Raw genomic sequence first — 24,551 nt, forward strand, 5'->3', positions numbered from 1 at the left:
ATGAAAAAGATAATAGTAATTTTAATTATAGTAATAAGCTGTAATTCAAAGATGTTTGGGCAAGAAATTAACTTGCCCCAGTATGTAAGTCATATGGCAGATAATCCTTATGTTATTTCCCCAGCTTATGCTGGGATTGGAACAGGGTTACAAGTTAGGCTTAACGGAGTTAGCCAGTGGATAGGAGTTAAAAATGCTCCTGATACCCAATCAATATCTATTGAAGCTAGAATAGCTGATCGTTTTGGTACTGGGATTACGGTTTTTAATGATAGTAATGGTTTTTCAAGCCAGCAAGGGGCTAAAGTATCATTTGCAAGTCATTTAACATTGAGTGATTTTCATGATAGTTTCCTATCGTTTGCTTTGAGTTATAATTTTATTCAGTTTGGTATAGATACTTCTGAGAATAATACAAACCAATTGGTTTCAAATAAGTCTGTAACTACCTCTAATTTTGATGTAGGAATGTTATACAGATATGAGAGGTTTGCTCTGAGTTTAAATGCATCTAATCTTGTAGGAAAAGATATTGAAAGTTTTAGAGCTAATGAACCCGAAACTTTAAGAAGGTACTCTGTTTATTCGTCATATACTTACAAATTAAATAGAATAACTGAATTGGAGCCTTCAGTATTTGTAGAGCATTTTGAAGCTTCTAGGAGATCAAGAACTGATATGAATATAAAACTTCGTCAAGGAACAGATGATGGGTATGTATGGGGAGGATTAAGCTACACTTTTTTGAATGATCAATTTTTTACACCCAATGCAATAACTCCTATGTTAGGGTTAAAAAAGGAAAACTTTTACGTGTCGTACGGCTTTGGAATAAATGTAAATAAAGTGCAAGATTTTAACTATGGAACTCACATGATTACACTTGGTTTTGATTATGAGAGAAGACCCAGTTTAGCAAGGTGTACTCAAAAGATGGTTATTTTTTAGGGCTTCTTGTTGAAGTAAGCTAAAAAAGCCTCTTACATCGAATGTAAGAGGCTTTTTTATATATAAAATTTTTTGTTATACTTTCCTTTTTACGGCTAGTAAAGTATTTTTTAAAAGCATTGCAATAGTCATTGGTCCAACGCCTCCAGGCACAGGAGTTATAAAGCTAGCTTTTAAGGACACTCCTTTAAAATCTACATCACCAACTAAGCGGTATCCTGATTTTTTAGAAGTATCAGCAATTCTAGTAATACCAACATCAATGATGGTAGCCCCTTTTTTAACCATATTTCCTTTTAGGAATTCAGGAATGCCTAGCGCAGCAATAATAATATCAGCTTGTTGCGTAATTGCTTCTAGATTTTGAGTTCGACTATGCGTTATAGTTACGGTAGCATTTCCAATTTTTCTCTTTTGAGAGAGTAAGATACTCATTGGGCTTCCCACAATATGACTCCTACCAATAACGACAACATTTTTGCCACTAGTTTCAATATGATATCTATCCAATAACTCTAAGATACCAAATGGAGTAGCGGATATGAAGGTAGGAAGATTTAAAGTCATTTTACCAACATTGGTTGGATGAAAACCATCAACATCTTTAGTAGGGTCAATAGCCATGATAATCTTTTGTTCATTGATATGTTTCGGTAAAGGTAGTTGAACAATAAACCCGTCGATCTCTTTATTTACATTTAAGATGGCTATTTCATTTAAAAGCTCTTCCTCAGTAGTTTCTTTAGGCAATCTGATTAAAGTTGATTCAAATCCTACTCGCTCGCAAGCTTTCACTTTTGCATTTACGTAAGTCAAACTAGCCCCGTCATCTCCTACAATTACAGCGGCGAGATGTGGCGTTTTTTGATTCATTCTTTTTAATTCAGCAACTTCTAAAGCAATTTCTTCTTTGATATCGGCTGCTGTTTTTTTACCATCTAATAATACCATTTTTTATATTGTTGTGTTGTTAAATATTGTTTAGTTAAGTAGTATTAAAAAAGGCTACTTTGTTAAGTAGCCTATATTGTTATCTCATTCCTTTCATCATTTGCATCATTTTTCTTCCACCTCCGCCTTGCATCATCTTCATCATTTTGCTCATTTGATTGAATTGTTTCATTAATTGGTTTACTTCTTGCACACTTGTACCAGAACCTTTTGCGATTCTTTTCTTTCTACTAGCGTTTATGGAAGAAGGAGTAGTTCTTTCTGAAGGAGTCATAGAGTGAATAATAGCTTCTATACTTTTAAAGGCATTATCATCAATATCAACATCTTTTAAAGCTTTACCAGCGCCAGGAATCATTCCCATTAAATCTTTCATGCTTCCCATTTTTTTGATTTGCTGGATTTGGTTTAAAAAATCATCGAAACCAAATTGATCTTTAGCAATTTTCTTTTGTAGTTTTCTAGCTTCTTTCTCATCGTACTGTTCTTGGGCACGTTCTACAAGAGAAACAACATCTCCCATTCCTAGAATACGATCGGCCATACGGCTAGGGTGGAATACATCAATAGCATCCATTTTTTCACCAGTACCAATAAACTTAATGGGTTTATCCACTACAGATTTAATAGATAGCGCAGCACCTCCTCGTGTATCTCCATCTAGCTTAGTTAGGATAACTCCATCAAAGTTTAATACATCATTAAAAGCTTTAGCTGTGTTAACAGCATCTTGCCCAGTCATAGAATCAACTACAAATAAAGTTTCTTGAGGTTCAACAGCTTTATGAATATTGGAAATCTCTGTCATCATTTCTTCGTCAACAGCCAAACGACCAGCCGTATCAATGATCACCACGTTTTTACCGTTAGCTTTGGCGTGTTTAATTGCATTTAGAGATATTTCTACAGGGTTTTGATTTCCAACTTCCGCATATACTTCTACTCCAATTTGTTCTCCAACAACTTCTAGTTGGTTAATAGCTGCAGGACGATATACATCGCAACCAACTAATAAAACTTGCTTTGTTTTTTTATTTTTTAAGTAGTTAGCCAGCTTACCAGAAAAGGTGGTTTTACCAGAACCTTGCAAACCAGACATTAAAATTACTGTAGGAGCGCCTCCAAGATTTACTCCAACAGTATCTCCTCCCATTAGTTCAGTTAACTCATCTTTAACCAGTTTAACCATTAGTTGACCAGGGTTTAATGTGGTTAATACATCTTGACCTAGTGCTTTTTGTTGTACGGTTTTGGTAAAGTTTTTGGCTATTTTAAAGTTAACATCGGCATCTAATAGTGCTCTACGTACCTCTTTAAGCGTTTCTGCAACATTTACTTCTGTAATCTTTCCGTGCCCTTTAAGAGTATGTAAGGCTTTATCTAACTTTTCACTTAAATTATTAAACATAGTGTTTTGTGTTCTTTTTTGGAAGGACAAATATAATAATTAGTGGTTAGTTGTTGGTTGTTGTAAGGAGTTTTTTTATACTACTAACTTGTTGATTAGATTTGATGGCAATTGAGTAATAATTATTTGAAATTAAAGTATTTTATCTTTAATTGCGATTATGAAAATAGAGAAACTTACTTGTAAGCTTTAGTCTTCCTTAAAAAGGACAAGGAATGCTAAACTCCACCCATTTTTGACTAGTAGGATGTATAAAACTAATTTTTTCAGCATGTAAGTATAAGCGAGCTGCTTTTTTGCCATACAAGTCATCTCCTACAATGGGAGTATTTAAACCTAGTTGATGTGCGGCGTGAATACGCAGTTGGTGGGTACGTCCTGTAATAGGGTAGAAATAAACTTTTGTTTGATTGTTATGAACAGTAATTGTTTCCCATTTTGTAAAAGCATTTTTTCCATATTTATTGCAGACAAGTTGCTTCGGACGATCTTCTAAATCAACGCGCAATGGTAGATTAATAGTGCCTTTTGTAGCATTTAAAGAACCATCCAATAATGCTATATAGCGCTTTTGTACAGATTTATTTAGAAATTGTTGTTGTAAGGCTTTATGAGTTTTTTTGTTTTTAGCGGCGAGGAGAGCTCCAGAGGTTGCCATATCTATTCTGTGAACTAATAAAGGACCTGTTGCTGTAGGATATAGCTTTCTAATTCTGCTATATACAGAGTCTTGTATTTCTTTTCCTGGAACAGATAAAAAATCGGCAGGTTTATTAATAATCAATAGATCATCATCTTCGTATATAATTTCGATTTTTTTGTTTGTCTGAAGGGATTTTAGTAGAGGATTGTCATTAACAGGAGTTCCTTCTAGCATGTATGTTAAAATTGGCTTGCATTTACCACTACAAGCAGGATAAAAGTAACCGTGTTTCCTAATGGAAGTATTCAGAGGCTTTCCCCACCAAAATTCAGCCATACATACGGGGGTCAAATTGTTAAAAAAGGCATATTGTAATAGCCTTGGGGCGCAACAATCTCCTGCTCCAGCAGGAATGTGATGTTTAGAATCGTTGAAAATACTAAGTAAATTTCTGTAATTTCCTTCTGCATTTAAAAATGAATAATGTTTAAAAATTTCTTGTTGTACCCATGCAGATTTTTCTTTTCTCTCAATTTGTAATGCATTTATTCTATTTTCAAAATTTTCAAATTGCTTTTTTAATGGAGCTATTTTGTCTTCCAAATATATTTTATATTCCTTTAAATAGAATTCCTCGTTGATATTGAGTTGGTTATTGGTATTTTGTTGTTGCCTTCGAAGTTTTCTTCGAAGTTTAATTTTTTTATGTTCCTCATCTAGTATGGCTTGCTGCTGCAGAGAGTACTTATTATAGGCTTCTTTTATTTCTAAATAATTAGGGCTAGTAATGAGTTGTTGTATCTTGCTATTGAGTAGATTGAGTGTTGTTTCTGCTTTTTTATAAAAACCGTTTTCGTTTAAAACATCAAATACAGGTGGTACAAATAGCTTATGTTGCGTACTATTTCCTAATTTGCCTGAAAAAGCAGCAAGATATCCTAATTCATCTTTATTATTTCTAACAACTAAAACTCCAAACATTTTGCCTAAACCATTGCTCTTATCAGAATTAGAAAACCCAAAGTTATGAGTGAAATCGGTTTGCCTTTTTAAGTATTCTTGAAGCTCTTTAGTAGCAATTTTAGAGATTGAATGAGGTTCATAATGAAATGGATAATCAAACTTATCAGGTAATTTGATATGAGATACATCGGATTTAAAAGAAATGACCTTGGACATTAGTTTCCTATTTGTTCTCCCATTTTAATAGTAGTTTCGAACCCTTTTTCGGTATTTTGGATTAAGTCTTTATCAAATACAATTTTTCCTTTCTCAAAAAATAAGACAAGAGTAGAACCTCCAAAAGCAAAATACCCTTTTTCATCTCCTTTTTTTACATCGCTAAGAGGTGTGTAGGTTTGGACAATGCTACCTACCATAGTAGCGCCTACTTCTGCTATAAGAATATTTCCGTGCTTTTTGGTAGTTAATTCACTATATTCACGAATATTTTGGCAAAAAAAATCTAAATTTTTTTGCATAGCAATTGGTGAAACAGAATAGTAATAACCGTTTATTTTTTTTGAATAACTAATATTTCCATCGGTAGGAAAGTGAAAACGATGGTAATCTAGAGGAGCTAAACGAATAATACACATTGCACCCTTTTCATATTTGGACGCAATATTTTCATTGGCAAGAAAGCTTTTGGCGGAAAATTCGCTTCCTTTTATAAAAAAGGTATTTGATTCTTCAATGCTATTAAAAGCAAGTATTTTTCCATCAGCAGGAGATACAATACCTGATTGAATAGGGCGTGCAGCTGGTTTAATTTTTCGATAAAAGAAATCATTAAAAGTTTTAAACCCTCCTTTTGGCACGATATATTCTGACATATCCATTTGATATTTATCTACAAAAGGTGCTATTTTTTTTTGCGAAAGCGAAGAGTTCATATACCAACCACCAATGGTAGAAATGATTTTACGTTTGAATAATGTATGTAAAGTTAATTTACCCAAGGGAGTTTTATAAAGGAAAGACAGTAAACCTTTACTAGGGGTCTTTTCTATTTCTTGCTTTTTTGATACTCTATTAATAAGTTGAATTGAATTCATATTTGTTATAAAAAATGAGGCTGTTTAGATAAAAAATAAACAGCCTCAAAAATATCAATTATAAGATTAACAATAAATTTTATTATATAAATCTTTGTAAATTTCTTTAATAATTTTTCGCTTCATTTTCATAGTAGGAGTTAAATGACCTCCGTCAATAGACCATTCATCTGCTGTCAATTCAAAGCGTTTAATACGTTCCCATTTTCCAAATTTTGCGTTACAAGTCGTAACTTCTTCTTGAATTCTTTCAATAACTTTAGGATGGCTAATTAGCGCTTCGTTAGAGGCAAAGGAAAGGCTATGGCGCTTTGCCCATTCTTTTAAAAACTCAAAGTTTGGCTGTATAAAAGCAGCAGGCATTTTTTCTCCTTCACCAATAACCATAACTTGTTCTATAAACCTTGATTGTTTCAATTGTCCTTCCAATAATGGTGGAACTACATATTTACCACCAGAAGTTTTAAACATTTCTTTTTTACGTCCTGTAATTTTTAAAAAACCATCATTTATTTCACCTGTATCCCCTGTGTGGAAATAACCATTTTTAAGTACTTCACTAGTTTTTTCAGGGTCTTTATAATACCCTTGCATTACATTAGGACCTTTTATTAGAATTTCATCATCTTCAGCTATTTTAACTTCTACATCATCAATGATTCTACCAACAGTACCAATTTTAAAACCACCATTTCGAACGTCATTTACAGAAATAACAGGAGATGTTTCAGTAAGACCGTAACCTTCCATAACAGGCATTCCCGCAGCAGCAAATACTCTTGCCAGTCGAGCTTGTAAAGGAGCTGATCCAGAAACCATTAATTTTAGTTGACCACCTAAAGCAGCTTGCCATTTAGAAAAAATTAGTTTGCGAGCGATGCTTAGTTGTTTTTCATACCACCATCCGTTAGCTCCATAAGGTTCGTATTTCAATCCTAATTCAATGGCCCAAAAGAAAAGCTTCTTTTTAATGCCTTTTAAATCAGTTCCTTTAGCATATATTTTATCGTAAATTTTTTCATATAAACGAGGAACGGCAGTCATTACATGAGGTTTGATTTCTTGAGCATTTTCGCTCAGCTTATCAATTGCTTCTGCAAAATAAATAGAAACACCACAATATTGATACAAGTATAAAATCATGCGTTCAAAAATATGGCAAGTAGGTAAAAAACTTAGTGCTTTTTCTTGGCCATAAACTAAAGGAACCCTTTTTTCACTACTTAATACATCTGACACAATATTACCATGAGAGAGCATAACTCCCTTAGGTCTTCCTGTGGTTCCCGAAGTATATATTAGGGTAGCTAAGTCGTCCGTTTTAACGTTGTTTTTACGAGCTTCTACCTCTTCTTGGTTACTATTGTCTTTACCAAGTTCTAAAATCTTGTTCCAATTTTTTTCGTTGGTAATCTCATCAAAAGTAAAAATATCTTTTAATTTAGTTTTGTGTTTAATCTGGTTCAGCTTTTCTAAAATACTTTCATCAGAAACAAAGCAATAGCTAGCTTCAGAATGGTTTAAAACATACTCGTAGTCTTCTTTTGATATAGTAGGGTAGATAGGTACATTTTGGGCACCTACTTGTAAAATACCAATATCACAAATATTCCATTCAGTTCTGTTGTTAGTAGAAATTACAGCAATTTTATCGTTTGCTTGGACACCTAAACGTAATAAACCTCTACTTAATTTATTAGCTTCATCTATATATTCTTGTGTGGAGATAGATTTCCATTCGCCATTGTATTTAGTAGTTAGAGATTTTTTTAAATTGTATTTTTCTAATTGATAATAGGGAAAGTCAAAAAGACGGGTAATTTCAGTCGACATAAATTCATTTAATTAAGGCTTTGCAAAGTAGGAAAAATCAAACGATAAAACAAGTTGTATTTAATTATTTGTTTTAGTGTTGATTATATATTTTTTGAAACAAACTAGTGTACTTTTCAATGATAACTTTACGTCGAATTTTTAAGGTAGGTGTTAAATGTCCTTTAGCTATCGTCCATTCATCTGGAGTAATTTCAAAGCGTTTAATTTGCTCCCATTTTCCAAATTTTTTATTATAAAAGTCAATTTCTTTTTGAATTCGTTTTATAAGTTTTTCATCTGTATTAAAGTTGGTTATGGTATATTTATGGCGTTTTGCCCATTCTTTTACAAAATTAAAAGATACTTGTATTAGTGCCGCAGGCATTTTTTGATTTTCACCAATAACCATAATCTGTTCTATAAAACGAGACTTTTTAAATTCATTTTCTAATACGGCAGGAGCGATATATTTTCCGTTAGAAGTTTTGAAAATTTCTTTTTTTCGATCTGTAATTTTTAAAAAGCCATCAGAGTCAATAGTACCGATATCGCCTGTATATAAGAAGCCATTTTGAATTGTTTGATTAGTTAAATCAGAATTTTTATAGTACCCCACCATTACATTGGAGCCCTTTACAAGTATTTCACCGTCTTTAGCTATTTTTACAATAACATTTTTTAAAACCTTCCCTACAAAACCAATTTTAAAACCTTTGTTTCGAATATCGGTAACGGAAACAGCAGGAGAAGTTTCTGTCATTCCATATCCCTCGAGTACAGGGATGCCTGCCGCTGAAAATATGCGTATTAATCTGGCTTGCGTGGGAGCGCTTCCTGCAACCATAAATTCTAAATGACCTCCTAAAGCCTTTTGCCATTTTTTAAAAATAAGCGCACGAGCAATACTTAGTTGAAATCGATACCTCCATCCATTTTTACCATACGGTTCATATTTTTCGCCTAATTCTAATGCCCAAAAGAACAGCCTCTTTTTTAAACCAGTTAAGGTGCTACCTTTTGCGACTATTTTATCAAATACTTTTTCTAATAACCTAGGAACAACAGCCATAAAATGAGGTTGGATTTCTCTAAGGTTATCGCCAATTTTTTCAATACTTTCAGCAAAGTGAATTTCAAACCCCATATATTGACTATAATAAGAGGAAGCTCTCTCAAAAATATGACAGATAGGAAGATAGCTAACTACTCTTTTTTCATGGCCCTTTAAAGCTATCATTGTGCCAACAGCAAAAATATTATCAGCAATGTTCTTATGAGAAAGCATGACTCCTTTAGGAGTGCCTGTTGTTCCCGAAGTATAAATAAGGGTAGCTAAATCTTCCGGTTTTACCATTCTTTTAAGTTCTTCAACTTTTATTTGAGTAAGTTTATCTTTACCTAAAGAAAGAAAAGATGTCCAGCTATAGGTGGCTGTTGTTTCTTCAAAAGAAAAAACTTTTTTTAAAGCAGTTTTGTTTTTTATAGCGTTTACTTTTTCTAATAAAAGGTCATCTGAAACAAAGCAATACATTGCGTCAGAGTGATTGATGATATATTCATAATCTTTTTCTGAAAAAGTAGGGTATAAAGGAACATTAATAGCACCTATTTGTAAAATTCCAATATCTAAGATATGCCATTTGGGGTGATTTACAGAAGTAATAACTGCAATTTTATCCTTGGGCTTGATACCTAGTTCAAGGAGGGCTCTACTAACTTTATTAGCTTCTGTAAGGTATTGAGTAGTCGAAATATTTTTCCAAGCACTCCCTTCTTTATAAACGAAGCATTTATTTTGAGGATAGTTTTCTTTTTGGTAAAGAGGAAAGTCAAATAAGCGTGTAATTTTAGAAATATGCATAAAAAAGAATGAGGGGGTTATTAATAGCTATAAATCTAATAAAAAAAAATAGATGGATTATGAAATATAATTAATATTACTTATAGTTTTAGATCCATTAAGAAAAAGAGAATAAGGAATAAAGCAGTAGTTAGTAAATATGGACTTATTTACTATGTTAATTTTTTTATGTGGATGAGCTAAAGCGGTAATTACCATGCATCCCACAGATAATTATTATATTATTTTGAATGCTTTTTTAATGCAGCGATTATAATTTGACATCCTTTTTTGATGTCATCGTCCGAGATGTTAAGAGGGGGAGTTATTCTAATGGCTCTACCTTCAAAAAGCAACCAAAAAAGGAGCAATCCTTTTTCTAAGCAAGATAAAATGATTTTAGAAGCAAGCTCTGGAGAGTCAACAATAAGAGCAAGCATGAGTCCTTTTCCTCTTATTTCAAGTATGCTTGAGTGCTGTAAATAGGCTCTGAATAGTTTCTCTTTTCTTAATGATTCTTCAATTAGGTTAGAGCGTGTAATTTCTTTTATGGTAGCTAGTCCAGCAGCAGAAATAACAGGGTGCCCTCCAAAAGTCGTAATATGACCAAGTTTAGGTTTTTTTTGTAAAGTACTCATTATTTCATTAGAAGTCATAAAGGCTCCAATAGGCATACCTCCGCCTAACCCTTTTCCTGTAATAATGATATCAGGAATAACATTGTAATTACTGAATCCCCAAAAAGAGCCAGTACGTCCGATGCCCGATTGAATTTCGTCAAGAATAAGCAAAGCACCAACATCATTACAGCGTTCTTGTACTTTTTGCAAATAGTTATTTTTAGGTTCGATAAAACCAGCGCCTCCTTGAATAGTTTCTAAAATAACACCAGCCGTTTTAGAAGTGATTTTTTCTAAATCTTTTTCATTGTTAAATTGAATGAATTTAGTTCCTGGAATAAGCGGTCGAAAGGCACGGTTTTGTTCCTCTGCGCCGCATACGCTCATAGCCCCTTGAGTATTTCCATGGTAGGCATTTTTAGCTGCTATCATTTCACTTCTTCCTGTAAAACGCTTTGCTAGTTTTAAAGCACCTTCTGTAGCTTCTGTTCCAGAATTAACTAAATACACAGAAGATAAATTTTTAGGAGAGAGGCTAACCAATGTTTTACATAAGTCAAGTTGCGGTTGTTGGATAAATTCTCCATATACCATTACATGGGTATAGGTATCTATTTGCTTTTTTATGGCGTTAGATATCCTAGGATGATTATGCCCTAAACTATTAGCAGAAACACCAGCAATGAAATCTAAGTACTCTTTTTTAGAAGTATCATATATATAGCTACCTTTGGCAAAAGAAATTTCTATAGCTAAAGGATGCGGAGTTGTTTGCCCTTGATATTTTAAAAAGTCAGACTTCATTATCTTTATTTCGTACTTCGTTTTTTGGTATTTATTAAGCTTTTTTCATTTGAAAAAAATTCCTCTTTGGCCTTTTTTATAGCGTTGTTTCTTTTTTTAGGAGAAAACTGTTTAGAAGGAGCATCGTTATTAAAAATATCTTTCATTATTTTGGGTTGCTCATTTTCTCTCCAAATGAATCCTTTTAATTTTTTATCGTCTAAAGGAAACTTAGAAGGAGGATAGGTCTTTCCTTCTGATTTCTTAAAATACTTTGTCTGACTAATCTCATTATTTTCCATAACAAATTCAATGTCACTAGCTATTTCTTTGGTAATTGTTTCCAGTTGTTGAGTATCTTGATTTCTATTATAGTAAACAGATTCCGCATTCCCTTTAACAAGTAGTTTTTTAAGCCTATTTTCGATAAACTTACCATACATATTTCTACCTTTTATTTGATTAAAGTTCTCTTTAGATAAGGTATCCTTTTGTATGACAAATGCATTATTTAAAATTTTTAAAGAATCTAATTTATTTGTATTAGTATCAGAAAGTAATTGGATTAGATCTCCAGTCATCTGGCTTTTACCAGACCAAAGTACGGGATTTACAAAAAGCTTGGTAACGCCATTTTCTTCGTTAGTATGAAGTGAGTCACACTTACCTTGCAAGTCAGATTTGAATATTTTTACATTATGATAAGCTCTTATCATACGTTTTTTAGGCTTTCCTGTAACCAAAAGAGTATCTCCGTGAACGTACATAGAATCTTTTTCAAACACAGAGATAGCAACAGCTTTGTCAACTATAAAAAGAGAGTCTTTTTTTTCAAACAGCTCAGCATAATTACCTTTGGTAATAAAATTTTGAACAGTATCAAGTATTTTTATATTGCTAGTAGCAGAAGCGAATCCTTTACGTTTGTCATAATACAAGCTATCAGCTTCAATAGTCTTTTGCTTTGAAGATAATTTTGCATTTTTAACAAAATAAGAAATATCGGTATTGGTGTCATAAAACCCTCGCTCACAATAAATTTGAGTACTATCCTTTACATTCAAAATGGTTGAAGGTCCATATAAATAGGCAAATTTGGTATCAGTATAATAATCTAAGTAATCAGAAGTGAGCTCATTTTCAGAATTCGTGACGGTAACATTATTTTTTGCAGTAAATTTTTTTGCTTTTAAAGCATAAGTTCCTTCATAGCTTTTCAAGGTGTTTTTAGAATCTTTGATGGTTCCTCCATCAGGATAATAAAGAAGTTGTTTTTTTCTATCAAAATGTAAGGTATCTGTTGATAGCTTCATTTCTTTATCATTAATTTCTACATTTCCCCAAGAAGTTATTTTTTGTGTATTTCCGTTATAATTTGTAAAATCACTGTATTGTATAATACTATCTCCTTGTTCAATGACTACTTCACCAACAGCTTTAAATAAATTCTCTTTTTTATATAAAAGTGCTTTTTTACAATCTAAAGTGGCGCCTTCATGAGCTATTTTTACATGACCAATTAAAATAGTAGCTCCAGGAAATTGCTCCTCATCAGCGGTACTAATTTCCGAAGAAAGAATTTTAATTTTTTTAGTTTGAGAATAGCTAACAGATGTAATAAGAGCTAATAAGAAGAATATTTTTTTCAAATGATAATACTTTTCAGCAAAAGTAAGGAAAAGTTCATTGAAAAATTAGGATAAAAAAGTGAAAATTTTAATAATTAAAATGGCAATTATTAGCATTAAATGATTTTCAATAAAGTAATTTTGCAATAAATTAAAATAGAATAAATGAAATCAGTTTTTGATTTATCAAAAAAAGAAATGAAAGATTATGGATACAAGATTGTAGATCTTCTTGTAGCGCATTTTGATACCATGGAATCTAAAAAACCTGTAACCTCAGCAACAAGAGAAGAGATGGATGCCGTTTTTTTACAGGAAGCCCCAGAAAAATCAACGCCAGCAACTGAAGTTTTAGATTTTGTTATGGAAAATGTAATTCCATATAGTAATATCATGACGCACCCTAAGTCTTATTCATTTGTACCAGGGCCAAGTAATTATATCAGTACCATGGCAGATACACTAGCAACAGGGTTTAATATTTTTTCTGGAGGTTGGGTAACTTCTCCAGCGGCTGCCGAATTGGAGATCGTAACGATGAACTGGCTACTTAAAATGTTTGATTTTCCAGTAGAGAGAGGAGGAGGAATCTTTACAAGTGGAGGCTCTATGGCTAATTTAACAGCTTTGGTTACAGCTAGAAGAATAAAGTGTGGAGACGATTTTTCTAAAGCAATTATTTATTTGTCTGACCAAGCACATTCTTCTAATATAAAAGCAATTAGAGTTTTGGGGTTTAAGAAAGAGCAAGTACGTGTTTTACCTACAGATATTGATTTTAAAATAAGTATTAATAAATTAAAAAATGCAATCGCAAAAGACAAATTGGAAGGATTGAATCCTTTTTGTTTTATAGCTTCCGCAGGAACTACGAATACAGGAACAGTAGATCCTTTGAATGCTATAGCCGATATTTGCGAGGAAGAAGGTTTGTGGTTTCATATTGATGGTGCCTATGGAGGAGCTGCTATATTATCGGAAAAAGGAAAGAAAGCATTGAGAGGAATTGAAAGAGCAGATTCTTTAACAGTAGATCCTCATAAATGGTTTTTTCAACCTTATGAAATCGGTTGTTTATTAGTTAAAAATAAGGGATGGTTAAGTAGTACTTTCAGTGAAAATCCGGAATATTTAAGAGATATAGAAGGAAATACATCAGAAATCAATTTTTATGACTATGGAATTCAATTAACAAGACGTTTTAGAGCATTGAAATTTTATATGTCTATAAAAACATATGGATTAGAAACCTTTAGAAAAGCAATTACCTACAATATTAATTTAGCAGAAGAAGTAGAAGCTATATTGCGTAAAAGTAGGAATTGGGAAATAGTGTCGCCGGCAACCCTAGCAGTCATTAACTTTAGATACCATCCAATAGGAATGTCCTTATCAGAAAAAGAGCTAGATGCTTTGAATCAAGAGATTTCTAAAAAGGTAATGGAATCGAAAGAAGCATTGTTGGTAACAACTCTTTTGAATGGAGAGGTTGTTTTAAGAATGTGCTTGATTAACCCTAAAACCTCTATAGAAGATGTAAAAGAAACATTGTTATTGTGTAATTCTTTTGCCGAAGAAATTTTAAAAGACAGAGAAACGAATAATTGATTAATCAGTTTCTTTTGTGAAATGGGAGATGATAAAAAAAAAGAGAAAAGTTTTTTTAAAAGAAAATAACTACTTATATTTGCGGTGTGGTTGGAGATATCCAACTACACTTTTTCTTTTTCATAGCAATTTTCCCGCTCAATTCTTTTGAGTGGGTTTTTTATTATAAATAAGACTAAAACGTTCTTTTATAAGATGCGATTATAAATAGTATCAAAGCAGACCTATCTTATCGACTTAAGTAAATTAAGTAGGAAAGTCCGGACACCATAGAGCAAGCATAGCGGATAACATCCGTCCAGCGTAAGCTGAGGACCAGTGCAACAGAAAGAATGTACAGTTCGGCTGTAGTGAAACCAGGTAAACTCTATGCGGTGCAATGCCATGTACATTAGAGCTTGAGAGCTGCTCGCTCGATTCTAAGGGGTAGGCAGATGGATTCTAAAAGTAATTTTAGAACTAGATAAATGATAGGACCTCTGAAGTAAGTAGGAGGACAGGATCCGGCTTATTGGTCTGCTTTTTTATTAATTTAGAATTATTATAAAAAAGAATGGACTTTAAATTTGCTATTTGTTTTGTTGATATGATAATAAATTAACAAATAATCTTTTGTTTTTTAGTAAAAAAATATATTTATCTTTTCTTTTTGCTTAAAATTCATTAATACGTATATTTTGTTAGATATTTTAAAATTTGCTCTTAAAACAGTACTTTTGTATGACGAAAATTAATACGAAATTATTTATTATATACGACTTTTGATGTTAATCCGATGCAACTGAAGGGTACTTTTTAATTTGTAAAAACTACTTTTAGTTAAGATCAGATTAACAAACTAGAGTCTTTAACATTAAAACTTCTATAAATGAGCATTTATAAGGATTATATAAAAGAAATAGAAGACCGGAAAGCTCAAGGACTTCATCCAAAACCTATTGATGGTGCGGAGTTAGTGAGTGAAATCATTAAGCAAATTAAAGAGGAAACTAATGAATATAGAGAAGATTCTCTTAATTTTTTCATTTATAATGTGCTTCCTGGTACTACGAGTGCAGCTGCTGTAAAAGCTAAATTTTTAAAAGAAATTATTCTTGGTGAATTTGCTGTAAAAGAAATCACTGCTGAATTTGCTTTTGAGCAATTGTCGCATATGAAAGGTGGTCCTTCGGTAGAGGTGTTATTAGATTTAGCTTTAGGAGATGATTCAGAAATAGCAGAGGCTGCCGCTAAGGTTTTAAAAACACAAGTGTTTTTATACGAAGCGGATACAGAGCGTTTGAAGTATGCTATGAAAGAAGGAAATACTATTGCTAAAGAAGTTATAGAGAGTTATGCAAAAGCTGAGTTCTTTACAAAATTACCAGAGGTTGAAGAAGAGATTCAAGTAGTAACTTATGTAGCTGGTGTAGGAGATATTTCGACTGATTTATTATCTCCTGGAGCAGATGCACATTCAAGATCCGACCGTGAATTGCATGGACAGTCTATTTTTGAGCATAATAAAGATATGCAAAAAGAGTTGCTAGCATTAAAAGAGAAACATCCTGATAAACGAGTGATGTTAGTGGCAGAAAGAGGTACTATGGGAGTTGGATCTTCAAGAATGTCGGGAGTTAATAATGTGGCTTTATGGACAGGAATTTCTTCAAGCCCTTATGTACCATTTATAAATATAGCTCCTGTAATTGCAGGAACAAACGGAATAGCTCCTATTTTCTTAACTACTGTAGGAGTAACAGGGGGGATTGGTATTGATCTGAAAAATTGGGTGAAACAAAAAGATGAGAAAGGCAATACTATCGTAGATGAAGATGGAGAGCCAGTACTAAAGCAAGTGTATTCCGTAGAAACAGGTACTGTGTTTACAATCAATACGAAGAGTAAAAAGTTGTATAGTGGAGAAAAGGAGCTAAAAGATATTTCAACTGCTCTAACACCACAAAAAATGGAGTTTATCAAAGCAGGTGGCTCTTATGCTGTAGTTTTTGGAAAGAAATTACAAACATTTGCTTGCAAAGCTTTAGGTATTGAAGTACCGCAAGTGTACGCCCCATCGAAAGAAATTTCTATTGAAGGACAAGGATTAACAGCTGTTGAAAAGATATTTAATAAAAATGCTGTAGGAACTACTCCTGGTAAGGTGTTACATACAGGATCTAATGTTCGTGTAGAAGTAAATATTGTAGGGTCTCAAGATACTACTGGTTTAATGACTTCTCAGGAGTTGGAAATGATGGCGGCTACTATAATTTCTCCAATTGTTGATGCAGGATATCAATCAGGCTGTCATACAGCTTCTGTTTGGGATGATAAATCTAAAGCTAATATTCCAAGATTGATGAAGTTTATGAATGACTTTGGTTTAATTACAGCTCGTGATCCAAAAGGGAAATACCATGCAATGACTGATGTTATTCATAAGGTATTGAATGATCTTGCTGTTGATGATTGGGATGTGATTATAGGTGGAGATTCGCATACACGTATGTCTAAAGGAGTGGCTTTTGGTGCTGATTCAGGAACGGTGGCATTAGCTTTGGCAACAGGAGAAGCTACAATGCCTATTCCAGAGTCTGTAAAGGTTACTTTTAAAGGAGATATGAGGAGTTATATGGATTTCCGAGATGTGGTGCATGCTACTCAACAACAAATGCTAAAACAGTTTGGAGGAGAAAATGTATTCCAAGGAAGAATTATTGAAGTTCATATTGGTACATTAACTTCTGATCAAGCTTTTACGTTTACAGATTGGACGGCAGAAATGAAAGCAAAAGCATCTATCTGTATTTCAGAAGATGAAACTTTAATAGAGTCGTTGGAAATTGCTAGGGACCGTATCCAAATCATGATTGATAAGGGAATGGATAATGAAAAGCAGGTGCTAAAAGGGTTGATAGATAAAGCAAATAATAGAATTCAAGAAGTAAAAACGGGAGCAAAACCAGCATTACGCCCTGATGCTAATGCTAAGTATTATGCAGAGGTAGTTATTGATTTGGATGAAATTGCTGAACCAATGATTGCTGACCCTGATGTGAATAATGAAGATGTTTCTAAACGTTATACTCATGATACTATTAGGCCATTATCATATTATGGAGGTACGAAAAAAGTAGATTTAGGTTTTATCGGTTCTTGTATGGTTCATAAAGGAGATATGAAAATTTTGGCCCAAATGTTGAAAAATATCGAGGCGCAACAAGGAAAAGTCGAGTTTAAAGCTCCTTTAGTAGTAGCACCTCCTACCTACAATATTGTAGATGAATTGAAGGAAGAAGGTGATTGGGAAGTGTTAAAAAAATATTCAGGTTTTGAGTTTGATGACAATGCACCTAAAGGCTTGGCTCGTACTAAATATGAGAATATGTTGTATTTAGAGCGTCCTGGATGTAACTTATGTATGGGGAATCAAGAGAAGGCGGAGCCGGGGGATACTGTAATGGCAACCTCAACACGTTTGTTCCAAGGAAGAGTTGTAAAGGATTCTGGAGAGAAAAAGGGAGAATCACTATTATCATCAACTCCAGTGGTAGTTTTATCTACTGTTTTAGGAAGAACGCCAACAATGGAGGAATATGAGGCAGCTGTTGATGGAATTGTATTAACTAAATTTAAACCTTCTCAAAAGAAATTAGTGATATAATAGTATTTGATAGTATGAGTTTTATACTGAAATGATATATATAAAAGCCTGGGTTTTTTAACTCAGGCTTTTGTTATAAAATCTCTTATCTTAAAATAAAAAGATTGTTGGTTTATTAACAGGTTCCGTATGCTTTTTTAATGCTAGAATTGTTTTAAACTGTTATCACTAGTACACGTTATGCTTGATTTCTTATAAAGACTCCAAGAGTCTTTATTAAAGAAAACTTTTTGAAGTAAGTTTAAAGTATAGCGAAATAAAAAATGATATAATTAGTTTATTTTAATATTTGTTTAAGACGAAAGCTTGCTGCAAGCTGTATGAAGCTACTGTTTTACATCTAATACCAATTAAACTTTAATTTAAGTTAAATTTATTATCTTTAAGGTATGGGAAGACTGACTCAAATCCGTATTAGAGAAGATTTAGACACATTAGAATCGTACAAACAAAAAGTAACCAATTTTAAGAGTTCACAAAAGCTTAAAGTTTTGTTTTTAATTAGCTCAGGAGGTTATAAAACATTAGGTCCAATAGCTAGTATCCTTTCTATCAATTATAGTACTCTTCATAGATGGTTGAAGATATATAGAGAAAAAGGAATAGATTATTATCTAAGTCCAGACAAACGTAATAGATCCTCAAAAATAATTACTCCTGCTATTCACAAGGAGTTACAGAATCTGTTGAACCAAGAAAGAGTTCAATTCAATGGTTATAAAGATGTTCAAAAGTGGTTAGAAGTAAATCACGGTGTTAAGATTGAATATCAATGGCTTTGGAAATACTTAAAAACTAAATTAGGTACTACTCTTAAAGTTCCAAGAAAAAGTAACGTTAAGAAAGATAAAGATGCTTCGGCTGAATTTTTTAAAACTTCCTGATAGGTTTAATTCGATTAGAGATAGTCTAAATAAGAATAATAGATTTGATAGCGTCAATTTATATTTTCAAGATGAATCTCGATTTGGTCTGAAGACCTTTGTAGGTAAATGTCTATCGTTAGTAGGATTAAAACCAGTAGTGTCTTACCAACATAAATTTTCTAATACTTACCTGTGGGGTAGCTATTCTCCTATAAATGGAGATAGTTTTGTGTGGGAAATTAATGGAGTAGATTCAAAAATATTTGAAGCCTATTTAGCGGCTTTTTCTCTACATAATCCTAACGAATATAAAATTGTAGTTATAGATAATGCCGCTTTTCATTCCTCAAAAAATATTAATGTGCCTGATAATATTTTTCTCTTGAGAATACCTCCGTACACACCAGAACTTAATCCCTGTGAACAAATATGGCAATATATCAAGTATCGTTTTAGAAATAAGTATTTTCAAAATATGACAGAATTAAAACAATGGTTATATCAAATTGTAAATCAAATGGACAATGAACTTATAAAATCAATTGTAGCTGATTATAGATACAAAGAAATATTTATAACGCATTTTAAAGTTTAAATCGTATAAATTTAACACCAGCTATATTTTGAAATAATAAAAAGAACTTAAGACTTTCTGAAGTTGCTTGTAAGTGATTGCCAAAAAAGAATACTAAGGAATTATGAAAATAAATAGCAAGAAAATAATTAATGCACTGTTTTTAGTGTTTATCATTTTAATGATATATCCGCCGACTAAAGTATATTTTATAAGGTTAGTTTCTTTTGCTCCTTCAGAGATAGAAAATAAAGCTCAAAAAGAAATAGGAAACTATCAATGGAGCTTAAAGGGATTGAATGCACCAGATATCAATTTTGAAAAGGTAAAAGGGAAGGTAGTTTTTATAAATTTTTGGGCTACTTGGTGCCCTCCATGTATAGCAGAAATGCCAAGTATTCAGAAGTTATATGACACTTATAAAGAAAAGATAACCTTCTTATTTATAAGTAATGAAAAATGGGAAGTTATCAATAAATTTTATAAAGAAAAAGGATATGATTTACCTACATATCATAGCGTAAATCAAATACCGAGTAAATTGGAAGCTACGAGCATTCCCACTACTTATATTATAAATCAATCAGGAAAAATAGTAGTAGCCAAGCAAGGGGCTGCAAATTGGAACAGCAAATCTGTAAAAAGAATGTTAGATAAATTACTTGCTGGAAAATAACCCTGATTGTGATTAGGAATTTCCCTTAAATAAGCTAGTTAAAGCATTTCTAATATCCTTTAAAGAACAATAATAAGATAATAAACGGTGATATCATTTCTTAAATCATTTAGAAATTCAGATATTTGAATCGCCTAATTTTAGGTATTTTTTTATAATTTAAAATGAAATATAGACAATTAACTAGAGAGCAATTTGAAAGTTTGCATGAAGAGTTTGCACGTTTTTTAGCATCACAGAGTATTGATGCAAAAGAATGGAAACAATTGAAAGAAGAGAAACCTCATATAGCAGCAGAAGAAATGAATATTTTTTCAGATGTGGTTTGGGATGATGTACTTACTAAAACAGCATACTTGGAGCATTTTTCTGAAAGCTCAATAAATCTTTTTAAAAGTGATAAGGAAGAAATTCATAGAATCGTGATAAATGTAGAGAACAAGAAGGCAAACTTACTAACCCAAGAAGGTTTTGAATGGTTGTTAAAAAATGCGATGGATGAATCTGTGGCATTTTTTAAAGGAACAAAGAAGTATCGTGATGAACGAAACTTTGAAGTTTTCGACCTTATAGAAAAAGGAAGTCAAATAGCAAAAGGAGCTATTTTTGAGCATTTTAACCGATTAATTTCTTAAGAAGTATTTCTGTACCTGAGCTAGCAATATTTTGTATAACAGTTAAGTTATGAAAATCTTGATAGGAAACAGCTGGTGCCGGATCTATAAAATAGATAGGTATATGAGGTTGAGCGTAATGAATCAAGCTAGCAGCAGGATATACTTGCATAGAAGTACCAATAATAACTAAAATATCTGCTTTTTGGATAATTTCAATGGCTTTATCAAGCATAGGAACCATTTCACCAAACCAAACAATATGAGGTCTTAACTGTGCACCCTGCTTGCAAGTATCCCCTAAAAGTAAATCAGAATTCCAATTATAAATACTATTTTCATGAAGGCTACTTCTTACCTTTAAAAGCTCGCCATGCAAATGAATTACGTTTTTAGATCCTGCACGTTCATGTAGGTCATCAACATTTTGGGTAATAATATTAACAATAAAATTTTCTTCTAGCTTTTTTAAGTTAAAATGCCCCTTATTAGGTTGTACGGTTAGTAATTGTTTGCGGCGTTGGTTGTAAAAATTTAAAACTAATTCAGGATTTTTAGAAAAACCTTCAGGGCTAGCAACTTCCATAACGTTATGTCCTTCCCATAAACCATTAGCATCTCTAAAAGTTTGAATACCGCTTTCAGCGCTCATACCTGCTCCGGTGAGTATTGCTATTCTTTTTTTCATACGAATACTTTAGGGTACTAAAATAAGAAACTTTATGAGATGGTTAAAAAAGATATTTGATAAACGTAATCTTAATACCCGAGAGATATTAATTGAACATAAAGAGTAAATAGCCTTTGTTTTTAAGTTTCTCTATATTGGTTACTCATGTGAGAAGAGGCGTTATGTTCAAGTAAGGTTAAATGTAATTTTGCCATAAGAGGAAAGTTAAAGCTTGAGTTTAGCTGATAAAAAAACTGATTTCAAAAGTCATTATATCAGGTTTATGCAAAGTAGGAAGTAATTGAATAAAGAGAGGAGTAACCAACCTCTCCGTGATGTGTTTACTAAATCAATTATAATTTTAATTGATTGTTACTTTTTTTTTAGTGAGCCCCCCCACAGAGTTCAAATTAGTAGTATTAAGCTTGTTAGCGTTCTAAAAAAATAATAAATTCATGCTTTTATTTGTTCTTTTTGATTTTTCATCTTTAAAATTTGCCTATAATTTGCATATATTTGTTAACGTTAGCATTGTAATTTACTACAAATATAGGACAAATGTCCTGTATTTTTAGTTATAATGGGATATTTTTCTTATTTTATGAAAAAAAGATTTAAAATAGCTCTTAATGAGAGTGGGTTAAAGATGAAAGAGGTTGCCGAAATGCTTCATATTAACTACGATGCATTGAGGAAGGGAATTGATAGAGGGAGCATGAATAATGGCTATTTAATTTTATTAGAATATAAAACGGGGATTTCTAAAGATTATATTTTAGAAGGAAGATTACCTATTCTTAAAAATAAAGAAGATATTATTTTGAGCCTCTTAGATAATGATATTATTAAATTACTAGATGGGCTTGATAAAGACAAGATTGTTAGTTACCTTTCTTTAAGAGAAAAGGAGTTTCAAAAAATGGAGGTTTTTAACTTTTTTATAGAAAAGCAGCAAGCATCTAAAAGATTAAGAGATATTGTTGAAGGAAAAGAATCTAAGTAACTTTAATGATAATTTAGCAAAAAGTAGTTTAAGAATGCCTCTTCAATATAGGATAAAGGAACTTTATTTTCCTTCTTTTTTTTTATTCTAAGAACCTCATCCAATAGTTCAATTTCATTGTTAGATGCTAGTTTGATATATTCCTCAAAACTAATTCCTAAGTTGGTTTTAGTTTTCTTGTTTATAAATCCAAGTTTTTGTAATTTATTAAGTAGTTTAGTTCGGTCCTTATTTTCCATTACTGACAATAGTTTTTAAGGGGGAATGTATTTTTTTCTCAAATACAAGAGAAGCTACCTTCAGCTCTTCTTTGGTTAACTTATGATGGATGCCTTTTTTAACAAGTTTATAATGGTAATTGACTTTTAAATTACCTACTAAAGAAGTTAAGCTAGTAACTGTTTTTTTCAGTCTTATTTCAGATAAAATAATAACATTTTGTATTTTATGGAATGTAATTGTATGATAAATGATTGTTAGTAAGGTGTTTAATGGGTGGGTAGATTTATAATAACCTTTTACCTTAAATATTCTTATAAGTAGGCTTTTCGGTAAGAATAGGATTGTTAAGAAATGGGTTCCGATATAAATAGTCATAAAGCCTATACATACAGCGGTATATTCGTATTTATTTTTTATTTGCTTAGCAAATAAAAATATCAATAAATCTACAGAAAATACACAGGTGCTACTTCCTAAAGAATTAAAAAAATAAACTGTGATTCCAATAAATATAAGTAGTGTAATATAAGTATTACTCTTCGTTATTAGGTGCCCCATTATAATTTCTGTCATTTTCTGGAGAATCTTTTGTAGGGGCAATAAAGGAATGTATTTGTGTTTGAATTGTTTCTTCTGATTCATCTGTACATGATAGAAAAGAAATCAATACCAATAAGGTGCTTAAAACTAATACTGGTTTTTTCATTTTACTTCGTTTTAAATCAATAATTGTAGAATAAAAATACCTTATAAGTCTAATTTTTAATTTCTTATAATTGCTTTTAAGGTTGTTTTTTGTAATGCTACAATTGATGTGAAAATTGTAGAAATTTTAATTGAGAAGTAAACACAAAGCAAACCTAATAAAATATTTTAATTTTTAATCTAGGTATTTATACGGAAATATAGGTGCGTATAAGTACGTGTTGTTGAAATTTTGTTTTTTGTTAAGCATGGATATAGCAATCTTTCAATTAAAGTTTTGAGGTGAAATTTTAGTATGTTTGTCCAATGATTGATCAAGCATTATTAAAATATTTAGAAGGATATCTTACAGATAGAAGAAAAACACTATTTGAAGAGGTATTGAAAGAAAGAACACGTCATTTTACGGTGGTTTTAGAAGATATTTATCAAGCTCATAACGCAAGTGCCGTAGTTAGAAGTTGCGATATCTTTGGTATTCAAGATGTGTATGCTATAGAAAATATGTATGTAAATAAAGTTTCTAGGCATGTAGCTAAAGGCTCTCAAAAGTGGTTGGATTTTCATCGATTTAATAGGGATACTAATAATACAAAAGATTGTTTAAATGCTTTGCGAAGCAATGGATATCAAATTATAGGAACGACTCCTCATAATGATTCTTGTATGCTAGCTGATTTTGATATAACCAAGAAATCAGCTTTTGTTTTTGGAGTAGAAAAGGAGGGAATATCTGATTATGTGAAGCAGGAAGCAGATGGTTTCTTAAAAATACCGATGGTTGGTTTTACAGAGAGTTTAAACATATCTGTTGCTGCTGCTATTATATTACAAGATGTGACAACCCGTTTGAAGAAAAGCGAAGTTTTATGGAAATTATCAGAAGAAGAAAAAGAAAAAATATATTTTGAATGGGTGCAAAAAACAATTAAAAATGTGGATAAAATTAAAGCACATTATTATCAAAATAAAGAGAAAAAGAAAGCTTAGTAGTGTCAATATAATAATATGCTAATCATGATCTTAGTATTATTTAAAAGATGTTTTTAAATAATTTTCTGACAAAAAGAAATTAGAGAAATTATCAAATCTTTTAGTTTGTATTCCTAGGTAGAAAAACCAAATCGTTAAACCAGCTTCTGGAAATGAAGTTACTTCTTTATGAGTTATACTTAAATAAGTATGATTTATTTCTGTTTTTATGATGCTAGTAATTAACCTTAGTATCAAGTTTGTATTGCTTTTACCAAGTATGGAATTGTTGAATAAAGAAA

Annotated in this window: 22 protein-coding genes and 1 other RNA gene; 10 read left to right on the forward strand and 13 right to left on the reverse strand. The window is 31.9% G+C overall.

Annotation, left to right across the window (positions count from 1 at the left end; all coding sequences use genetic code 11):
• Complete coding sequence (locus tag MARIT_RS06350; protein ID WP_024742179.1) at window positions 1-948, forward strand: PorP/SprF family type IX secretion system membrane protein; 948 nt, start codon at window positions 1-3, stop codon at window positions 946-948.
• 75 nt (window positions 949-1,023) lie between these two features.
• On the opposite strand, the gene folD is transcribed toward MARIT_RS06350, so the two are convergent.
• From folD to MARIT_RS06390, 8 genes are all read right to left on the reverse strand, one after another.
• Window positions 1,024-1,899: a bifunctional methylenetetrahydrofolate dehydrogenase/methenyltetrahydrofolate cyclohydrolase FolD gene (gene folD, locus MARIT_RS06355; RefSeq protein WP_024742178.1), complete on the reverse strand. Its 876-nt coding sequence runs from the start codon at window positions 1,897-1,899 to the stop codon at window positions 1,024-1,026.
• A 79-nt stretch (window positions 1,900-1,978) separates the two neighbouring features.
• Complete coding sequence (gene ffh, locus MARIT_RS06360) at window positions 1,979-3,307, reverse strand: signal recognition particle protein (protein ID WP_024742177.1); 1,329 nt, start codon at window positions 3,305-3,307, stop codon at window positions 1,979-1,981.
• Between the two features lie 199 nt (window positions 3,308-3,506).
• Window positions 3,507-5,129, reverse strand: a complete 1,623-nt coding sequence (locus MARIT_RS06365; protein ID WP_024742176.1) for an RluA family pseudouridine synthase — start codon at window positions 5,127-5,129, stop codon at window positions 3,507-3,509.
• Complete coding sequence (locus tag MARIT_RS06370; protein ID WP_024742175.1) at window positions 5,129-6,007, reverse strand: phosphatidylserine decarboxylase; 879 nt, start codon at window positions 6,005-6,007, stop codon at window positions 5,129-5,131. The genes MARIT_RS06365 and MARIT_RS06370 overlap by 1 nt, the downstream gene beginning before the upstream one ends.
• Window positions 6,008-6,073: 66 nt before the next feature.
• The gene (locus MARIT_RS06375) at window positions 6,074-7,840 is read right to left on the reverse strand and encodes an AMP-dependent synthetase/ligase (RefSeq protein WP_100211077.1); all 1,767 of its coding nucleotides are present in this window, start codon (window positions 7,838-7,840) and stop codon (window positions 6,074-6,076) included.
• Window positions 7,841-7,913: 73 nt separating this feature from the next.
• Window positions 7,914-9,683: an AMP-dependent synthetase/ligase gene (locus MARIT_RS06380; RefSeq protein ID WP_100211078.1), complete on the reverse strand. Its 1,770-nt coding sequence runs from the start codon at window positions 9,681-9,683 to the stop codon at window positions 7,914-7,916.
• A gap of 221 nt (window positions 9,684-9,904) precedes the next feature.
• Window positions 9,905-11,086 (reverse strand): aspartate aminotransferase family protein, encoded by a 1,182-nt coding sequence (locus MARIT_RS06385; protein ID WP_100211079.1) that lies wholly within the window; start codon window positions 11,084-11,086, stop codon window positions 9,905-9,907.
• 5 nt (window positions 11,087-11,091) lie between these two features.
• Window positions 11,092-12,714, reverse strand: a complete 1,623-nt coding sequence (locus MARIT_RS06390; RefSeq protein WP_100211080.1) for an OstA-like protein — start codon at window positions 12,712-12,714, stop codon at window positions 11,092-11,094.
• A 144-nt stretch (window positions 12,715-12,858) separates the two neighbouring features.
• Here MARIT_RS06390 and MARIT_RS06395 point away from each other — a divergent pair, with 144 nt between their 5' ends.
• The 7 genes from MARIT_RS06395 to MARIT_RS06425 all read left to right on the forward strand — a co-directional run bounded on the left by MARIT_RS06395 (window position 12,859) and on the right by MARIT_RS06425 (window position 20,698).
• Window positions 12,859-14,301 carry a pyridoxal phosphate-dependent decarboxylase family protein gene (locus MARIT_RS06395; RefSeq protein WP_100211081.1) on the forward strand — a complete coding sequence of 481 codons (1,443 nt, stop codon included), beginning with the start codon at window positions 12,859-12,861 and terminating at the stop codon, window positions 14,299-14,301.
• A 215-nt stretch (window positions 14,302-14,516) separates the two neighbouring features.
• Window positions 14,517-14,828, forward strand: an RNA gene (rnpB, locus tag MARIT_RS06400) — RNase P RNA component class A.
• Between the two features lie 341 nt (window positions 14,829-15,169).
• Window positions 15,170-17,947 (forward strand): bifunctional aconitate hydratase 2/2-methylisocitrate dehydratase, encoded by a 2,778-nt coding sequence (locus MARIT_RS06405; RefSeq protein ID WP_100211082.1) that lies wholly within the window; start codon window positions 15,170-15,172, stop codon window positions 17,945-17,947.
• 389 nt (window positions 17,948-18,336) lie between these two features.
• On the forward strand, window positions 18,337-18,831 hold the full coding sequence (locus MARIT_RS06410; RefSeq protein ID WP_024742594.1) for a helix-turn-helix domain-containing protein: 495 nt from the start codon (window positions 18,337-18,339) through the stop codon (window positions 18,829-18,831).
• Entirely contained in the window at window positions 18,800-19,408 is a 609-nt protein-coding gene (locus MARIT_RS06415; protein ID WP_100211083.1) for an IS630 family transposase, read from the forward strand. The genes MARIT_RS06410 and MARIT_RS06415 overlap by 32 nt, the downstream gene beginning before the upstream one ends.
• A 103-nt stretch (window positions 19,409-19,511) precedes the next feature.
• A complete protein-coding gene (locus MARIT_RS06420) occupies window positions 19,512-20,063 on the forward strand; it encodes a TlpA family protein disulfide reductase (protein WP_100211084.1) in 552 nt (183 codons plus the stop codon).
• A 164-nt stretch (window positions 20,064-20,227) separates the two neighbouring features.
• On the forward strand, window positions 20,228-20,698 hold the full coding sequence (locus tag MARIT_RS06425) for a DUF6495 family protein (RefSeq protein WP_024742167.1): 471 nt from the start codon (window positions 20,228-20,230) through the stop codon (window positions 20,696-20,698).
• Here MARIT_RS06425 and MARIT_RS06430 read toward each other — a convergent pair.
• Window positions 20,679-21,365, reverse strand: coding sequence for an SIR2 family NAD-dependent protein deacylase (locus MARIT_RS06430; protein WP_024742166.1), 687 nt, complete (start codon window positions 21,363-21,365; stop codon window positions 20,679-20,681). The genes MARIT_RS06425 and MARIT_RS06430 overlap by 20 nt on opposite strands.
• A 583-nt stretch (window positions 21,366-21,948) precedes the next feature.
• Here MARIT_RS06430 and MARIT_RS06435 point away from each other — a divergent pair.
• The gene (locus MARIT_RS06435) at window positions 21,949-22,350 is read left to right on the forward strand and encodes a hypothetical protein (RefSeq protein WP_136438160.1); all 402 of its coding nucleotides are present in this window, start codon (window positions 21,949-21,951) and stop codon (window positions 22,348-22,350) included.
• A gap of 2 nt (window positions 22,351-22,352) precedes the next feature.
• On the opposite strand, the gene MARIT_RS06440 is transcribed toward MARIT_RS06435, so the two are convergent.
• From MARIT_RS06440 to MARIT_RS15450, 3 genes are read right to left on the reverse strand one after another with little or no spacing between them, the layout of a single operon-like run.
• Complete coding sequence (locus MARIT_RS06440) at window positions 22,353-22,589, reverse strand: hypothetical protein (protein ID WP_024742164.1); 237 nt, start codon at window positions 22,587-22,589, stop codon at window positions 22,353-22,355.
• Window positions 22,579-23,145, reverse strand: coding sequence for a hypothetical protein (locus MARIT_RS06445; protein ID WP_100211085.1), 567 nt, complete (start codon window positions 23,143-23,145; stop codon window positions 22,579-22,581). The genes MARIT_RS06440 and MARIT_RS06445 overlap by 11 nt, the downstream gene beginning before the upstream one ends.
• Entirely contained in the window at window positions 23,105-23,278 is a 174-nt protein-coding gene (locus tag MARIT_RS15450) for a hypothetical protein (protein ID WP_157926213.1), read from the reverse strand. The genes MARIT_RS06445 and MARIT_RS15450 overlap by 41 nt, the downstream gene beginning before the upstream one ends.
• 305 nt (window positions 23,279-23,583) lie before the next feature.
• Between MARIT_RS15450 and MARIT_RS06450 the strand changes: the two genes are divergently transcribed.
• Window positions 23,584-24,267, forward strand: a complete 684-nt coding sequence (locus MARIT_RS06450; protein WP_100211086.1) for a TrmH family RNA methyltransferase — start codon at window positions 23,584-23,586, stop codon at window positions 24,265-24,267.
• A 39-nt stretch (window positions 24,268-24,306) separates the two neighbouring features.
• Here the strand turns inward: MARIT_RS06450 and MARIT_RS15455 are convergent, their stop codons facing one another.
• Window positions 24,307-24,507: a hypothetical protein gene (locus tag MARIT_RS15455; protein ID WP_136438164.1), complete on the reverse strand. Its 201-nt coding sequence runs from the start codon at window positions 24,505-24,507 to the stop codon at window positions 24,307-24,309.
• Window positions 24,508-24,551: the final 44 nt, after the last annotated feature.

The organism is Tenacibaculum maritimum NCIMB 2154, assembly GCF_900119795.1.
Taxonomy (GTDB): Bacteria; Bacteroidota; Bacteroidia; order Flavobacteriales; family Flavobacteriaceae; genus Polaribacter; species Polaribacter maritimus.

Excerpts from the sequence above, each read along its gene's own strand:
- ffh (WP_024742177.1), bottom strand. The coding sequence starts at position 3,307 with ATGTTTAATAATTTAAGTGAAAAGTTAGATAAAGCCTTACATACTCTT.
- MARIT_RS06425 (WP_024742167.1), top strand. The coding sequence starts at position 20,228 with ATGAAATATAGACAATTAACTAGAGAGCAATTTGAAAGTTTGCATGAA.
- MARIT_RS06395 (WP_100211081.1), top strand. The coding sequence starts at position 12,859 with ATGAAATCAGTTTTTGATTTATCAAAAAAAGAAATGAAAGATTATGGA.
- MARIT_RS06450 (WP_100211086.1), top strand. The coding sequence starts at position 23,584 with ATGATTGATCAAGCATTATTAAAATATTTAGAAGGATATCTTACAGAT.
- folD (WP_024742178.1), bottom strand. The coding sequence starts at position 1,899 with ATGGTATTATTAGATGGTAAAAAAACAGCAGCCGATATCAAAGAAGAA.
- MARIT_RS06440 (WP_024742164.1), bottom strand. The coding sequence starts at position 22,589 with ATGGAAAATAAGGACCGAACTAAACTACTTAATAAATTACAAAAACTT.
- MARIT_RS06375 (WP_100211077.1), bottom strand. The coding sequence starts at position 7,840 with ATGTCGACTGAAATTACCCGTCTTTTTGACTTTCCCTATTATCAATTA.
- MARIT_RS06405 (WP_100211082.1), top strand. The coding sequence starts at position 15,170 with ATGAGCATTTATAAGGATTATATAAAAGAAATAGAAGACCGGAAAGCT.
- MARIT_RS06445 (WP_100211085.1), bottom strand. The coding sequence starts at position 23,145 with ATGACAGAAATTATAATGGGGCACCTAATAACGAAGAGTAATACTTAT.
- MARIT_RS06430 (WP_024742166.1), bottom strand. The coding sequence starts at position 21,365 with ATGAAAAAAAGAATAGCAATACTCACCGGAGCAGGTATGAGCGCTGAA.
- MARIT_RS06370 (WP_024742175.1), bottom strand. The coding sequence starts at position 6,007 with ATGAATTCAATTCAACTTATTAATAGAGTATCAAAAAAGCAAGAAATA.
- MARIT_RS06410 (WP_024742594.1), top strand. The coding sequence starts at position 18,337 with ATGGGAAGACTGACTCAAATCCGTATTAGAGAAGATTTAGACACATTA.
- MARIT_RS06380 (WP_100211078.1), bottom strand. The coding sequence starts at position 9,683 with ATGCATATTTCTAAAATTACACGCTTATTTGACTTTCCTCTTTACCAA.
- MARIT_RS06350 (WP_024742179.1), top strand. The coding sequence starts at position 1 with ATGAAAAAGATAATAGTAATTTTAATTATAGTAATAAGCTGTAATTCA.
- MARIT_RS06385 (WP_100211079.1), bottom strand. The coding sequence starts at position 11,086 with ATGAAGTCTGACTTTTTAAAATATCAAGGGCAAACAACTCCGCATCCT.
- MARIT_RS06365 (WP_024742176.1), bottom strand. The coding sequence starts at position 5,129 with ATGTCCAAGGTCATTTCTTTTAAATCCGATGTATCTCATATCAAATTA.
- MARIT_RS06420 (WP_100211084.1), top strand. The coding sequence starts at position 19,512 with ATGAAAATAAATAGCAAGAAAATAATTAATGCACTGTTTTTAGTGTTT.
- MARIT_RS15450 (WP_157926213.1), bottom strand. The coding sequence starts at position 23,278 with ATGAAAAAACCAGTATTAGTTTTAAGCACCTTATTGGTATTGATTTCT.
- MARIT_RS06435 (WP_136438160.1), top strand. The coding sequence starts at position 21,949 with ATGAAAAAAAGATTTAAAATAGCTCTTAATGAGAGTGGGTTAAAGATG.
- MARIT_RS06415 (WP_100211083.1), top strand. The coding sequence starts at position 18,800 with ATGCTTCGGCTGAATTTTTTAAAACTTCCTGATAGGTTTAATTCGATT.